The sequence below is a fragment of the Sorangium sp. So ce362 genome, assembly GCF_051519845.1.
Taxonomy (GTDB): Bacteria; Myxococcota_A; Polyangia; order Polyangiales; family Polyangiaceae; genus Sorangium.
Genome location: NZ_CP150332.1, coordinates 9993794 through 10007575, shown reverse-complemented (window position 1 = coordinate 10007575; position 13782 = coordinate 9993794). Strand labels below are relative to the sequence as shown.

General features: G+C 72.3%; 14 protein-coding genes. 7 read left to right on the top strand and 7 right to left on the bottom strand.

Features of this window, described 5'->3' with window-relative positions:
- The first annotated feature begins 7 nt into the window (after nucleotides 1-7).
- The 3 genes from WMF17_RS38540 (at nucleotide 8) to WMF17_RS38530 (ending at nucleotide 4573) form a co-directional block, all read left to right on the top strand.
- Entirely contained in the window at nucleotides 8-2113 is a 2106-nt protein-coding gene (locus WMF17_RS38540) for a hypothetical protein (RefSeq protein ID WP_437645992.1), read from the top strand.
- Between the two features lie 459 nt (nucleotides 2114-2572).
- A complete protein-coding gene (locus WMF17_RS38535) occupies nucleotides 2573-3286 on the top strand; it encodes a hypothetical protein (RefSeq protein ID WP_437598400.1) in 714 nt (237 codons plus the stop codon).
- 90 nt (nucleotides 3287-3376) lie between these two features.
- On the top strand, nucleotides 3377-4573 hold the full coding sequence (locus WMF17_RS38530) for a metallophosphoesterase (RefSeq protein WP_437598399.1): 1197 nt from the start codon (nucleotides 3377-3379) through the stop codon (nucleotides 4571-4573).
- A 13-nt stretch (nucleotides 4574-4586) separates the two neighbouring features.
- On the opposite strand, the gene WMF17_RS38525 is transcribed toward WMF17_RS38530, so the two are convergent.
- On the bottom strand, nucleotides 4587-5054 hold the full coding sequence (locus WMF17_RS38525; RefSeq protein ID WP_437598398.1) for a hypothetical protein: 468 nt from the start codon (nucleotides 5052-5054) through the stop codon (nucleotides 4587-4589).
- A 364-nt stretch (nucleotides 5055-5418) separates the two neighbouring features.
- Between WMF17_RS38525 and WMF17_RS38520 the strand changes: the two genes are divergently transcribed.
- Nucleotides 5419-6789, top strand: a complete 1371-nt coding sequence (locus tag WMF17_RS38520) for an OmpP1/FadL family transporter (RefSeq protein ID WP_437645990.1) — start codon at nucleotides 5419-5421, stop codon at nucleotides 6787-6789.
- Between the two features lie 48 nt (nucleotides 6790-6837).
- Here WMF17_RS38520 and WMF17_RS38515 read toward each other — a convergent pair whose 3' ends face one another.
- A complete protein-coding gene (locus tag WMF17_RS38515) occupies nucleotides 6838-7623 on the bottom strand; it encodes a response regulator transcription factor (protein ID WP_437645988.1) in 786 nt (261 codons plus the stop codon).
- A gap of 278 nt (nucleotides 7624-7901) precedes the next feature.
- Here WMF17_RS38515 and WMF17_RS38510 point away from each other — a divergent pair, with 278 nt between their 5' ends.
- From WMF17_RS38510 to WMF17_RS38500, 3 genes are read left to right on the top strand one after another with little or no spacing between them, the layout of a single operon-like run.
- Entirely contained in the window at nucleotides 7902-8735 is an 834-nt protein-coding gene (locus WMF17_RS38510; protein ID WP_437598393.1) for a DsbA family protein, read from the top strand.
- Nucleotides 8732-9508: a 3'-5' exonuclease gene (locus WMF17_RS38505; protein ID WP_437598392.1), complete on the top strand. Its 777-nt coding sequence runs from the start codon at nucleotides 8732-8734 to the stop codon at nucleotides 9506-9508. The genes WMF17_RS38510 and WMF17_RS38505 overlap by 4 nt, the downstream gene beginning before the upstream one ends.
- A 4-nt stretch (nucleotides 9509-9512) precedes the next feature.
- Nucleotides 9513-10079 (top strand): hypothetical protein, encoded by a 567-nt coding sequence (locus WMF17_RS38500; protein ID WP_437598391.1) that lies wholly within the window; start codon nucleotides 9513-9515, stop codon nucleotides 10077-10079.
- A gap of 39 nt (nucleotides 10080-10118) precedes the next feature.
- Here WMF17_RS38500 and folK read toward each other — a convergent pair whose 3' ends face one another.
- The 5 genes from folK to WMF17_RS38475 all read right to left on the bottom strand — a co-directional run bounded on the left by folK (nucleotide 10119) and on the right by WMF17_RS38475 (nucleotide 13776).
- The gene (gene folK, locus WMF17_RS38495) at nucleotides 10119-10616 is read right to left on the bottom strand and encodes a 2-amino-4-hydroxy-6-hydroxymethyldihydropteridine diphosphokinase (RefSeq protein WP_437598390.1); all 498 of its coding nucleotides are present in this window, start codon (nucleotides 10614-10616) and stop codon (nucleotides 10119-10121) included.
- A 106-nt stretch (nucleotides 10617-10722) separates the two neighbouring features.
- Nucleotides 10723-10983, bottom strand: a complete 261-nt coding sequence (locus tag WMF17_RS38490; RefSeq protein ID WP_437598389.1) for a hypothetical protein — start codon at nucleotides 10981-10983, stop codon at nucleotides 10723-10725.
- Between the two features lie 177 nt (nucleotides 10984-11160).
- A complete protein-coding gene (gene gshB, locus WMF17_RS38485; protein WP_437598388.1) occupies nucleotides 11161-12123 on the bottom strand; it encodes a glutathione synthase in 963 nt (320 codons plus the stop codon).
- A gap of 85 nt (nucleotides 12124-12208) precedes the next feature.
- Nucleotides 12209-13093 (bottom strand): anti-sigma factor family protein, encoded by an 885-nt coding sequence (locus WMF17_RS38480; RefSeq protein WP_437645987.1) that lies wholly within the window; start codon nucleotides 13091-13093, stop codon nucleotides 12209-12211.
- Nucleotides 13090-13776, bottom strand: coding sequence for a sigma-70 family RNA polymerase sigma factor (locus WMF17_RS38475; protein ID WP_437598386.1), 687 nt, complete (start codon nucleotides 13774-13776; stop codon nucleotides 13090-13092). The genes WMF17_RS38480 and WMF17_RS38475 overlap by 4 nt, the downstream gene beginning before the upstream one ends.
- Nucleotides 13777-13782 lie beyond the last annotated feature (6 nt).

Below are 13782 nucleotides of genomic sequence, written 5' to 3'. Positions count from 1 at the left end.
CGACCCCATGAGCACAGATCGCTCTTCTGCCCGTTCCCTGTCGTCTCGCCCTCACGCCGTCCCCTCGCCGCGCCGGCTCCTCGCCGCCGTCCTCGCCGCCGCGGGGCTCGTGGCGCTCCCGGCCCACGCGGTCGGCACGCGCAGCTTCGAGCTCAAGTCGCTCGAGGACCTGAAGGGCGGGGATCTCACCGGGGTCAGCGTGGACTCGAACGGCGCCGTGCGCGCCGGGCTGACGCTCGGCGCGACGCCGCTGCCGGACGCGACGTCCATCTGGAGCTCCGTGGTGCTGCCTGACGGCACGGTGCTGCTCGGCACGGGCAACGAGGGCAAGATCTACAGCGTCGCCGGCGGCCGGGTGACGCTCGCGGCGACGACCGGGCAGATGGCGGTCAGCGCGCTCGCGCTCGCGTTCGATGGCGACGTCATCGCGGGGACGTTCCCCGAGGGCAAGCTCTTCCGCTTGCCGCGCGGCGTCGGCAACGGCGGCCCGGCGAAGCTCTTCGCCGAGCTCCCCGAGACCGAGGACGTGTGGGGGCTCGCCTACGACCCGAGGGCGAAGGCGCTCTACGCGGCGACCGGCTCCGAGGGCAAGCTGTTCCGCGTCGACGCCGCGGGCAAGGCCCAGGTGTACTTCGACAGCGACGAGCCGCACCTCATGTGCGTCGCCGTCGCGGACGACGGCGCCGTCTATACCGGCTCGAACGGCAAGGCGCTCCTCTACAAGCTCACGGCGCCCGGCCGCGCGACCGTGCTCCACGACTTCGACGCCGACGACGTCAAGGCCATCGCCATCGCGCCGGGCGCGAAGGGCGGCGCCATCTACGCCATCGCCAACAAGTACACCGAGGCGTTCGCCCCCCCGAAGCGCAACCGGAGCGGGCCGCCGTCGCCGCAGCCGGCGCGGTCGCCGAAGCCCGGCAAGGGCGTGCTCGTGCGCTTCGATCGGAGCGGCGTCGCGGAGAAGATGATGAGCGACGACGACACGCACTACGTCTCGCTCGGCCTCGGCGACGATCTGATGCCCTACGTCGGGACCGGCGCGGAGGGCCAGCTCTACACCGTGAGCGACAACCACGTGGCGCGGCTCGTCGCCGACACCGACGAGCGCCAGGTCGGCGCCTTCATGATGGCCGGGAGGCGCAGGTTCGTCGCGACCACCGACCCCGCGGTCTTCCACGAGGTGAAGGGCGTCGGCGGCGCCTCGGCGGTGTGGACGAGCAAGGTGCTCGACGCCGGGCTGCGGGCCACGTTCGGACGCCTGACGTGGCGCTCCGACGGCGCGCTGGAGCTCGAGACCCGCAGCGGAAACACCGACGCGCCGGACAGCACCTGGAGCCCGTGGTCCCCGGCGCTCGCCGCCCCGGGGGACGCGAAGAGCCCGCCGGCGCGCTTCGCGCAGATCCGCGCGCGCTTTGGCCGGGATCCCGGCGCCGTGCTCCGCGAGGTGAAGCTCTCGTTCGTCACCGACAACGCGCGCGCCGTGGTCACCTCGATCGAGGCGGCGCCGAAGGGGCAGACGAAGCCCCCTCGCACGAGCCTCCCGTCGTCGGGCGGGGAGGCGCCGAAGCCCGTGAGCTCTCTCCAGCTGACGTGGAAGGTCGACAATCCAGATCAGGACGACCTGCGCTATCGCCTCTCGTACCGCATGGAGGGCCAGTCGACCTGGCGCAGCCTGCTGAAGCCGGGCGAGAAGGTGACGCGCGCCGAGTACGTATGGGACACCACCGCCCTCCCCGAAGGCGAGTACCGCCTCCTCGTCGAGGCGAGCGACGAGCTGGCGAACCCGCCCGAGCGCACGCAGCGCCACAGCCTCGAGTCGGGCACCGTGCTCGTCGACAACACGCCGCCGGTGTTCCGGGCGCTCGCGCTGCAGGGGCGCCGGCTCACGGGCGAGGTCGCGGACGGCCTCGGCCCGGTCGGGCGCATCGAGGTCTCGATCGCCGGCCTGGAGGAGTGGCGCCCCATCTTCCCGAGCGACGGCATCTTCGACGAGCCGGTGGAGCCGTTCGAGGCGGACCTCGGCTCCATCGTGCCGCCCGGCTCGCATCTGCTCGCGGTGCGCGCCTACGACAGCGCGGGCAACGTGGTCACCCGCGACATCGAGGCGCGGTAGCCGCCGCCACCCACCGTGGCCGCCGGTCGCAACGCCCGGCGCTCGGCGCGACACGGGCGTCATGCTTGCGCCAGGAGCTCCGGCAGGCGCGGCGCACCTGCGTTCTCCCCCCCGCGCGCGGAGCATGCAACCTGACGTCCCCGGCCGCAGGGGCATCGGTGCCCTGGGAAACACACGCCGGGACGGCACATTCTGTGGATGTCCGATGGCGACATGATAAGCTCACTCCACTTGTTCTTTTCCCGTGTTTCTGGAATGAGCTCACCCCGCGCCGTTCTGCATTGGGGTCTCGCAGCGATCTCGGCCTTCGCGGTCTCCGCGTGCGGGATGTCCGGCAGCGACTCCGCCGGTGGGATCACCCCGGGCGATGGGGCGGAGACATGGGGTGGCGGGGGTGCGTCGGCCGCATCGACTGGAGGGGGCGACACCGCTCCGTTCGCGAGCGGCGGGGGCGGTGCCGTGGACGAGAGCGTCGACATCCCGGCGCCCACGGACTCGCCGGACCCCACCACGCGCTTCGCGCACCTGTGCGGCGACGGCTGCACGCCAGGGGGCGATCCGACCGAATGCTCGTCCAGCGACGCTGCAGGGTCGGGCACGGGGGGCCCCGTCGCGCAGCCGATGCATTGCCAGCTCGTGCTCGGCGAGGGCGACGCGATCCCGAGCTGCCGGCCGGTGGGCCGCTACCAGGCGGGCGGCCCGTGTCACCGGGGCATGGATTGCGCTGCCGGGCTGGGGTGCGCGGCAGCCGACGGGCAGGGCGGCGTGTGCCGGCAGTACTGTTGCGGCAACGTCGAGAGCTGCGCGCCTGGAACGTACTGCGATCAGCGTCCGATGGCCGAATCGCTCGCCGAGGGGAGCACCCCGCTTCCGATCCCGGTCTGCGTCCCCGCGGTGAGCTGCGAGCTCCTGGACGACAGCGTGTGCCCAACGGGCCTGACCTGCACGATCGTCCGCGAGGACGGCACGACGAGCTGCGTTGTGCCCGGCGACGGGCGAGCCGACGGTCCTTGCCCGTGCGCGCCCGGCTTCGTGTGCTCGATGCTGACCAACCAGTGCAAGCAGCTCTGCCGGATCGACGGGGGGGCGCAGGACTGCGGCATGAACGCCAAGTGCCAGGGTGGCAGCACGATCTACCCCCCTGGGTTCGGCGTATGCGTCAGCACGTCGTAGCCCGGGTCGCTTCGTAAAAAAGTGTTGGCGTGTCCGGCTCCGGCGCGAATCGGAGCGGCGAGCGCACGCGGCCGTGGTCATGCTGGACGCGTGCAGCGCCCCCTTCTCACCTTCGTTCTCTTCATCGCGATTTTCAGCGCCATCGTGGCAGGCGTTCACTACTACCTCTGGCAGCGCCTGATCCGCGCGCCCGAGCTCGGCCCGCTCTGGCAGCGCGTCGGCAGCGTGGCCCTGGTGGTGCTCGCGGTGCTGGTGCCGGTCGGCCTCTTCGTCACCCGCGCGCTGCCCCGGCACATCGGGGGCATCGTCGCCGGCGTCGTCTACACGTGGGTCGGGCTCGCCGTCCTGCTCTTCTTTCTCCTGCTCACCTCGGAGGTCGTTCGCCTCGGCGCCCACGGCGTCACGGCGCTCCTGAACCAGCCGCTCGACGGCGATCGCCGGACGTTCCTCTCACGCGCCATCGCGGGCACGGCCGGAGCGCTCGCCGTGGGCTTCGGCCTCGCCGGCGTCGCGAGCGCCCTCGGCGAGGTCGCCGTCCGCCCGGTGCGCGTCCGCCTCCGCCGCCTCCCCGGGGCCATGTCGGGCTTTCGCGTCGTCCAGCTCACCGACCTTCATATCGGTCCCACGATCGGGCGCGAGTGGCTCGAGCGCGTCGTTGCGCGGGTGAACGCCCTCAAGCCGGATCTCATCGCGATCACGGGGGATCTCGTCGACGGCTCCGTGGAGGAGCTCCGCGAGCACACCGCTCCGCTCGCCGATCTGCGCGCCAGGCACGGTGTCTTCTTCGTGACGGGCAACCATGAGTATTACTCCGGCGTCGAGGCGTGGATCGCCGAGCTCGGCCGGCTCGGCGTGCGGGTGCTTCGCAACGAGCGCGTCTCGATCGGCGACGGCGATCACAGCTTCGATCTGGCCGGCGTCGACGACTGGAGCTCCCGCGGCATGGGCGGCGACCATGGTCCCGACCTCGCGCGCGCGCTCGCGGGGCGGGACCCTTCTCGAGAGCTCGTGCTGCTCGCGCACCAGCCCAAGCAGATGCTCGAGGCCGCGGAGCGGGGGGTGGGCCTCCAGCTCAGCGGGCATACCCACGGCGGTCAGATCTTCCCCTGGGGGCTCTTCGTGCGGCTCGACCAGCCCTACGTCGCCGGGCTGTCCTCGCGCGGCGAGAGCCAGATCTACGTGAGCCGCGGGACGGGCTACTGGGGTCCGCCGATGCGCGTCGGCGCGCCGTCCGAGATCTCGTTGATCGAGCTCGATGGCGCCGCCGTGACGGAGGCCTTGGCGTAGCGCGACCGGGCGCTCACGGGAGCGGGCGCGCCGGGTCCTTCTTGCAGTTGATGACCGCCGCCGGGTAGCTGCTCGGGTCGGTGATGCGCTCCATGGCGAAGGCCGAGCCCCTGAGATCCAGCTGGACCGGCCTCGCCGCGGTGCCGGTCACATCACCACAGACGAAGTCGGCGGGCGCGCAGAGCGTGCCGGCCAGCGTGATGGTGGCCTCGAGCTCGCTGCCCGAGAAGGGGTTGGCGTTGCCCGGCACGACGATCGTGGGCAGCTCCGCGGTGAACGTACCGTCTTCGGACAGCTCGTAGGGGCCCACGTCGAACGGCGAGCCCGTGGGCGTCCGGCGATCGGCGGACTCCAGTGGCTGGAACGTCATTGAGAAGCTCAGGCCGCCGTCGCTCGCCTCGGTGGTCAGGCTGGCCACGAAGACGATAGGCGCCTGCGGGGCGAGATACACCGATAGGTTGAAGAAGAAGTCGCCGTCCACGGCGCCTGCCTCCGGCAGGCAGCCGTCCCCACCGCCACTCCCGCCGCCACCGCCAGTTCCGTCGCCACCACCGTCGCCGCCGGCCTGGCTTTCACGGATCGCTGTATCGCGAGCTTCGAAGTCATGGAATCTGCCCCCCGGGTCGGCGCATCCGATGAGGAGCGCAGCGGATGCGAAGCAGGGGAGCGCAGCGGATGCGAGCGTTGTCCGGGTGGAGCGGGAGAAAAGCATTTGACACCGTGCGAGAGGTGACATTTGACTTGAGCGGGTCGAACATCCCGCGACCTGGCAGGTGATGCAACCCTACCATGCAGGGTCTGTCGCAGGCGCCGTATTCCTCCCCCCAGAATCGAGAACACCGGCAATGCCCATCAACCGCCCCTGTCTCGCGCTCTCCGTCGGCCTCCTCGGCGGCCTTGTCTGGACCGGGCCTGCGCTCGCCGGCGGCTTCGCGACCGCGCGGTTCGGCGGTGAGCACGGCAACCCGATCACCAGCAATCCGACCGCGGTCTACTACAACCCCGCTGGCATCGCCGAGAGCGAGGGGATTCACCTGTTTCTGGACGGAAATCTGGCGCTGCGCGCCGCCTCCTACACACACACGCAGGCGGCGTCCGATGACGTGACGGTGCCGGAGGCGAACACGGGGCAGGCGAGCCTGCTCAACCTGGCTGCCTCGCCGATGCTCGGCGCGTCGGCCAGGCTCGGCGACCTGGCGCTCGGCGCCGGCGTCTACGTGCCCTTCGGCGGCGCCGCGTCCTGGGACACGAACAGCGCCTTCGAGGAGAATGGCGAGCTCGCCGGGCCGGTCGACGGGGTGCAGCGCTGGCATTCCATCGAGTCCTCGCTCCAGGCGATGTTCTTCACGCTGGCCGCCGCCTACAAGATCCCGGCGCTCCCCCTCAGCCTCGGCGTCTCGGGGAACCTGATTCGGGCTCAGGTGAGCACCGTGCGCGCCCGCAACGCCTCCGGCGACAACGCCCTTGCGACCGAGGGGCGCTCGCTGCTCGAGGTGAGCGGGCTCCACGCGAGCTTCGGCGTCGGCGCGTTGCTCGAGGCGATGCCGGAGAAGCTCTGGATCGGCGCGTCGTACCAGTCACGGCCGAACGTCACGGGGGGAGAGACGCTCGAGGGCACGCTCACCAACCGCTTCAACGGCGTGTCGAGCGGCGCGACCGACGTCGAGCTGCACCAGGACCTGCCCGACATCGTGCGGCTCGGCGCCCGCTTCGTCCCGGCGGAGCGCCTCGAGGTCCGGCTCTTCGGCGACTGGACGCGCTGGAGCTCGATGGAAAACCAGTGCCTCACCCAGGTCGGCGCGGCGTGCGAGATCCGGAGCGACGGCTCCGCCGCCGACCCTGCCACCGTGGTGCAGAACATCGTCCGCCGCTGGCGCGACACGTTCGGCGTGCGCGCGGGCGTCAGCTACTGGCCGCAGCCTGCGATCGAGCTCCTCGGCGGCGTCGGGTACGACTCCAACGCGGTTCCGGACGACACCCTGGATCCCTCGGCCACCGATTTTCACGATGTCTCGTTCGCCGCGGGGGGACGCTTCCAGGTCGCGAAGCAGCTGCACCTCGGGGCGTCGTACACGCACCTGTTCTACGTCAGCCGGGACACCACCGGGAGAGGCATCACCGCGGGCCTCTCGGGCAACTCGCGGGCTCCCGACTCCGGCGGGCTCTACACGCAGACCATCGGCGTGCTCAACCTCAACGTGGATGTCGGCTTCTGAGCGCGCCGGGCGTCGCCGCGGAGAGACGCGGAGACCCGGCGAGGCGGCTCAGGGGGCGCTGCGCCGGGTCCGGCGGAGCAGGCTGAAGATGCGCGCCCCCAGCTCGGGGGCGCGGAACGGCTTCACCATGTAGTCGTCGGCGCCGCTGGCGAACGCGTGGACCATGTCCTGCGACGAGGCGTTCGCCGTCAGGAAGAGGACCGGCAGATCGCGGAGCTCGGGGTCCTGCCGCAGCGCCCGGCAGAGCTCGATGCCGGTCATCCTCGGGAGGTTCCAGTCGAGGACCACGAGGTGGAAAGGCGAGCTGCGGACCCGCTCCAGCGCCTCCTCCGCGCTCGCGACGGCGACCGCGACGAGCCCGACGGCCTCGAGCATCGTCGTCAGCATCTGGCGGATCTGCGGATCGTCGTCGACCACGAGGAGCCGCGAGCCCTTGCCCTTCAGCCGAGGGGGCGAGGTCCTGCCCGTCGCGCCGGCGCCCTGGGTGCCGGGCGGCGCGGCGGGCAGGACCTCGCCCCCGGCCCGGAGGAGCGCCGCCGCGTCGGTGTCGGGCATGGAGCCGGGGCGGGGCGCCTCCGTCCGCGCGAAGTCGGCGAGGCGGCGCCAGTCGCGCGGCTCGAACGTGAGCCGCGCCCCCTCGGGCGAGACGGAAGCGCACGCCGCGGCCGACGTCGCGCGGCGGTTTTCGCCCAGCTCGAAGATGGCGAGCACCCACTCGCCATCCGCGACGACCTCGGCCGCGGGCAGCCCGAGCTCGAGGTCGCCCTCCTCCGGATCGCCCACGATTTGCTCGAACTGTTGCAGATCCGGGAAGCGGTAGAGGACGCTCCGCACACCTTGACGCTACACCCGCGCTAGCATCTCGCAAAGGGTCCGACTAAGCTCGCGCCGCGATGTCATTCCTGCGCTGGATGCCGCCGATCCTCGCGTTGCTTTCGATCGGCGTCACGGGTTGTCCTGGGAACTCCGGCTCGAGCGAGCCCAAACCGGCCCCGAGCCCCGAGGTGTCGGTCTCGCTTTCCGGTGTGGACACCTCCGCGCTCACGCCCCGTGAGCGTCGAGAGTGGGCCGCCCAGGTCTCCGAGCTCCTCTCCCCCTGCCCGGACACGCCCGTGAGCATTGCGCAGTGCGTGAAGGAGGAGCGCCCCTGCAAGGCGTGCCTCCCTGCCGCGCAGCTCCTGCTCAAGCAGGTCAAGGAGGGCCGGTCGAAGAAGGAGCGCGAGGACGCGTTCCGCATGCGCTTCGACGCGAGCAAGGTAAGGACGCTCGCGACCGACGGCTCGCCGGAGATGGGGCCGCCCGACGCGCCGATCACGATCGTCGAGTGGGCCGACTTCGAGTGCCCGTTCTGCCGGCTCATGTCGCCGCTGCTCGAGGGGCTCGTGAAGCGCTTCGACGGGCAGGTGCGGCTTGTCTTCAAGTTCTACCCGCTCGCGGCGCACGTCCACGGCGAGTCCGCCGCGCGCGCGGCGACCGCCGCGCTCAACCAGGGCAAGTTCTGGGAGATGCACCACCTCATCTTCGAGAACCAGGACAGGCTGGAGCAGGCCGACCTCGAGCGTTACGCGCAGCGGCTCAAGCTCGACATGGTGAAGTTCCGCGCCGATCTCGTCTCGCCCGAGACCAAGGCGCGCATCGAGAAGGACAAGAAGCAGGCCGAAGAGGTCGGGCTCGAGGGGACGCCGCTCATCTTCATCAACGGCCGCGAGGTCGACCTGCAGCTCCTCACGAACCCGGGCGACGATCTCGAGGCGTGGGTGAAGCTCGATCTGGAGCTCCTCGGCAAGGAGCCGCGGCCCGCGCCGCCGAAGCCGGCCGACGCGCCCGCCGCCGGCAGCACGACCCCCGCCGCCAGCGCGATCCCCGCCGCCAGCGGCAGCGCGCCGGCGGGCAGCGCGGCGCGCCCCGCGGCCTCCGCCGGGCCCGCTCAGCCGAGGACGCCTTGAAGGTCGCCGACCCGTGCGGCTGCTTCCCGACGGGCCGGCACTACCCTGGGATCGCGCACCTCCTCAAGGTGCGCGCCATCGGCGTCGCCTCCGAGATCGACGCGGGCAGCGCCTGGATCGATCAGCCCATCGCGTTCATCGACGTCGAGACGACGGGGCGCGATCCGGCGGGTGACCGCATCATCGAGCTCGGCATCGTCATCGGCCGCGCCGGGGAGATCCTGACGCGCTACAACTGGCTCATCCATCCGGGGCGGCCGATCCCGGCGGAGAGCACCGCGATCCACGGGATCAAGGACGCGGACGTCGAAGGCAAGCCGTCGTTCGCCGAGGTCGCCGAGGAGATCCTCGCCTGCTTCAAGGGGATGATCCCCGCCGCGTACAACGCCTCCTTCGACCGCTCGTTCCTGCTTGCCGAGCTCGAGCGCGTGGGCATGCGCCCGCACGAGCCGCCGCCCGCCATGCGGCGGGAGGTCGACTGGATCGATCCGCTCACGTTCGCGCGCGAGCTCTACAAGAACGAGGAGAGCCGCGCCCTCGGCGACATGGCCGCGCGGCTCGGGATCACGCTGGACAAGGCGCACCGCGCGACGGACGACGCCGAGGCGGCGCTGCAGGTCCTGTACGCGCTGGCGAAGGATCCGCGGGTGCCCCGCGCCTACGGCGGCCTGATCCAGGAGCAGCGGCGCCTGGTCCGCCTGCAGGACGAAGCGCGGAAGCTCTGGCGGAAGGCTCCCGCCGCCGCGGCGCCGCAGACCCCGAAGCCCAGCTGACGCCATGGTCGACGGGCCGAAGCGGCGCCTTCCGGTCGTCGTCGGCGGCGGGCCCGGCGCGGCGCCTCCCCGCGGCGGGACGGCTGGGCCGGAGAAGCGCAGGCTCCCGGTGCTGCAGAGCAGCGGCGATGACGAGGGCGAAGAGCGCCCGCCGTGGCACTGGATCGCGCTCGGCACGGTGGCGACGTTCATCGCGTGGCTGCCGCTCGCTGGGCTCGCGAACACGCTGCTGCGCCGGATGATCGAGCGCGCCGGAGACGCCGGGGCGCAGGGCTCGGTGCGGCTCGCGATGGTGGGGCTCAACGCGCTTGCGTTCGCGCTCGCCGGCGTCGCCGGGGGCTACCTCGTGGGGCGCTTCGGCGGGCGCGCCGGGCGGCGCGAGGCGGCCGCGAGCGGGGCCGTGGTCGCGGCGCTCGCCTGGGCGCTCGCCCTCGCCCAGGGCGCGCCGGCGGGCGCGCTCGGTTGGGCGCTGCTGCTCGCCGTGATGGTCGCGATCGGCGGCGCGGCGTCGTACGCCGGCGGTCGCGCCGGCCTCCGGGCCCGCTCCGCCGGAGCGCCTCGCTCGAGCTGAGCGTCGCGCCTCGTGCAGCCGCGGCGCGCGGCGGGCCGTTCAGATCGGATCGAGCCGGCGAATGGGCGCGCGCGCCTCGGGGAGCGAGGCGTACGCGACGGCGGTGCGCGGATCGCGCGCGTCGGGGGCGACGTCGAGCAGCGGCCTCAGCGCGAAGGCGCGCTCGCAGAGCCGCGGGTGCGGCACCACGAGGTCCGGCTCGGCGACCGCTTCGCCCTCGATCCAGAGCAGGTCCAGATCGATCGTGCGCGGACCCCACCGCACCGGATCGGGGCGCGTCCGCCCGAGCGAGCGCTCCACCGCGAGCGTGCGCTCGAGGATCTGGCGCGCGGGAAGCGAGGTGGCGACGAGCACCGCGGCGTTCACGTAGTCGCCCTGCGGCGGGCCGCCCGCGGGCGGCGACTCGTAGCGCGACGACTCGCGGACCACGTCGAGCTCGCGATCGGCGCCGAGCGCCTCGATCGCCGCGCGGAGGGTCGCCAGGCGATCGCCCAGGCTCGACCCCAGCCCGATGACGACGCGCCGTCGGGACGTCATGGCGAGGCCCTGCCACGCCGCTTCCGGCGGCTCGCGGCACCCCGCGCCGCCGGCGAGCGCCGCGCCGCGGATCGGCGCGTGCCGGGCGCCGGTGCGACCTTCGCCATCACTCCGCTGGATCCGTCGTGCGGCGCCCTACGCCGAGCCGCCTGCCTTCCGGCCGCGGGGGAAAGACGCGCCGATCGTCGGGGTTGCGGCGCGGGATGGGCGAGCGTCGCTCGATGGACGGATCGCGCGGCGACGGCTGCGCGCCGCGCTGGAGCCCCACGAAGAGCTCGCGCATCTCCTCGAACGTCTCCGGCATGGCGGCGGCCACGGTCGCAGCGTGCGTCCGGCACAGGCTCAGCGAGCGTCCCTGGATGACCACGCGCGCCATCCTCGTCCTCGCGCGAGGATCCCCGGGCGCACCGCGCTCCCGATCGCCCAGCTCGCCGTCCTCGCATACGGCACATCGCTCGAATGAGTCGCCCATGGGGGAGCCTTCGCAGACCCGGGGCCTCCGGGCCAACTTCCGGGAGCGCGGCGGGTCACGGCGCGGGGCGGGTCACGCGCGGCCGGCTCGGCCGCGCGCCCGCTCCTCGGCCCAGGCGATCACCGTGTCCGCGGGATCCGCGCCGGTGAAGCGCCCGAGCTCCTGGATGCCCGTCGGGCTCGTGACGTTCACCTCGGTCAGGCGCTCGCCGATGATGTCGAGGCCCACGAAGTGGAGGCCGTCGGCGCGCAGGCGCGGCGCGACCGCGCGGACGAGATCGAGCTCGCGCGGCGTCAGCTCGGTCGAGACCACGCGCCCGCCGACGTGGATGTTCGAGCGGTGATCGTCGTCGCGCGGCACCCGGAGGATGGCGCCGAGCGGCTCGCCGTCGAGCAGGAGGACGCGCTTGTCGCCCTGGACGACGGCGGGGAGGTACTCCTGGATCATCGCGAGGCGGTGCCCCTCGCTCGTCATCATGTCCGCGATGGCGCGCGCGTTCTTGTCGCGCTCGTTGATCTGCAGGACGCCGAGGCCGCCCGCGCCGTCGAGCGGCTTGATCACCGCCAGGCCGCCGAGGGCGCGCACGAACGCGTGGATCTGCTCGCGGTCGGCCGTGACCAGCGTCCTCGGCGTCCACTCGGGGAAGTTCAGCGCGTAGAGCTTCTCGTTGGCGTCGCGCAGCCCGCGCGGATCGTTGACGATGAGCGGGCAGCGCCGCGCGCGCTCCAGGATCAGCGTCGCGTACAGGTAGCTGCGATCGAACGGCGGGTCCTTGCGGATGAAGATCGCGTCGACGTCCGCGAGCCGGAGCCTGCGCGCGCCCCCGGCGAGGTCCAGCGAGATGAACGGGGGCGCGTCGCCGATGATCACCGGGGTCGCCGACGCGTGCGCCTCGCCGCCCTCGATCGAGAGGTCGCGCGGCAGGCAGTGGTAGCTCTCGTGGCCGCGCGCCTGCGCCGCGCGGATGAAGGCGAACGACGTGTCCTTGTCGTGCGCCACGCGGCTCAGCGGATCCATGACGAAGACGAAGCGCATGCGGTCTCTCGCGGGGTGGGGGTGTCGAGGGGAGGGCCGGGAGGGCCGGGAGGGGAGAAACGGGGCGCCGCTCGCGCGGGCGCGCTCACTGCATCGCAGCGAGGACGAGCTGCGTGCTGAGGTCGTCGCCGAGGTCCGAGGCGAGCGCGTACCCGACGCCGCTGTGCTCGGCGGCGACGACCGAGTAGCCGTTGATCTTGCCCACGTAGACGGGGCGCTCGCGCACGACGCGCGGCTTCAGGATCGGCTGCGCCTTCTGCACCGGGACCGCGCGCGAGTTGAAGAGGTAGACCGTCACGCGGTGGTTGCCCCTCACGACGTACTGGAGCAGGGCGGCGCGCCGATTGCGCATCGTGTGTACGCGGGCGCCCATGAAGTTCGCGTGCATCGACTGGAACTCCGGCCTGCGGACCGGCACGCCGACGAACGGATCGAAGCGCGGCAGGTCCGCCGGGTCGGTCGTCTCCGGCGGGAGCGGCTGCGCGTGCTGCGTGACCAGATCGTCGAGCAGGACCTCGACGCTCTCGCCGCGCGCGAGATCGACGTCCAGCTTCGTGTCCACCTTCGCCGTGTCCGCGGGGGCGGCGGTCCGCTGCCGCGTCACGCCCATCATGAACACGACGCCCGCCGCCACGGCGAGCGCGGCGGCGTACCCCTTGTGCACGAGGCGCGGCCTCGCATCGGCCGCCTGCGCCGCCTGCGCCGCCTCGCGCGCCGCGCCGCGCGCGTGCTCGTGCGCCATCGCCGCGGCGACGCGCGCCCGCAGCAGGTCCGGACACGCCGCCGGCTTCGCCCGCCTCAGGCTCCCCCGCAGCGAGCGCAGCAGCTTCACCTGCTCGAAGCACGGAGGACACTGGACGAGGTGGGACTCGAGGTCGAGCGCGTGGTCCGGATCCAGCTCGCCGTCGGCGTAGGCCGACAGCGCGTAGTCGAACCGCGCACAGCTCTCGATCGACTTCGCGGCGCTCATGCGACACCCCGCTTTCGCTTGCGGTACGCGTCCAGATCGGCAGGCGCGTCCTTCGCCGGGTCGGCGCTGACGATGCCCATCAGGATCGCGTGCTCGCGCAACGTCTTCTGGAGGAGCTTGCGGCCGCGGTGCAGCCGCGACATCACCGTGCCGATCGGGCACCCCATCGCCTCGGCGATCTCCTTGTAGGAGAGCTCCTCGATGTCCGACAGCACCACCGCCAGGCGGAACTCTTCGGGCAGCTCGTCCAGGGCGCGCTGCACCTCCGCCTCGACGAGGGGCGTGAGCGCCTGGGTCTCCGGATCGCGCATCGCACGCATCGTCGTCGCCCCGACCCACCCGTCGGTGAGCGGCTCGGCGTCGGGCCCTTCGAAGATGCCCCGCTCGAGGCCCCCCCGGCGGTACCGGTTGATGAACGTGTTCGTCAGGATCCGGAGCAGCCAGGCCTTGAGGTTGGTTCCGGGCTCGAACTGATCCCGGGCGCGCATCGCCTTGACGATGGTGTCCTGGACCAGGTCTTCCGCCTCCGTCGAGCTCTTTGTCATCCGGCAGCTCACGCCGTAAAGCGTGTCCAGATGACCGAGGAGCTCGACCTCGAAGGCGTCAGCGCGGCTTCCCTCGCTGCTGGCCAGCGACAGGTCCTGCGCTACGGACGCAGGTTTCTTGCTGAAGAAGAACGGCATGGGCTC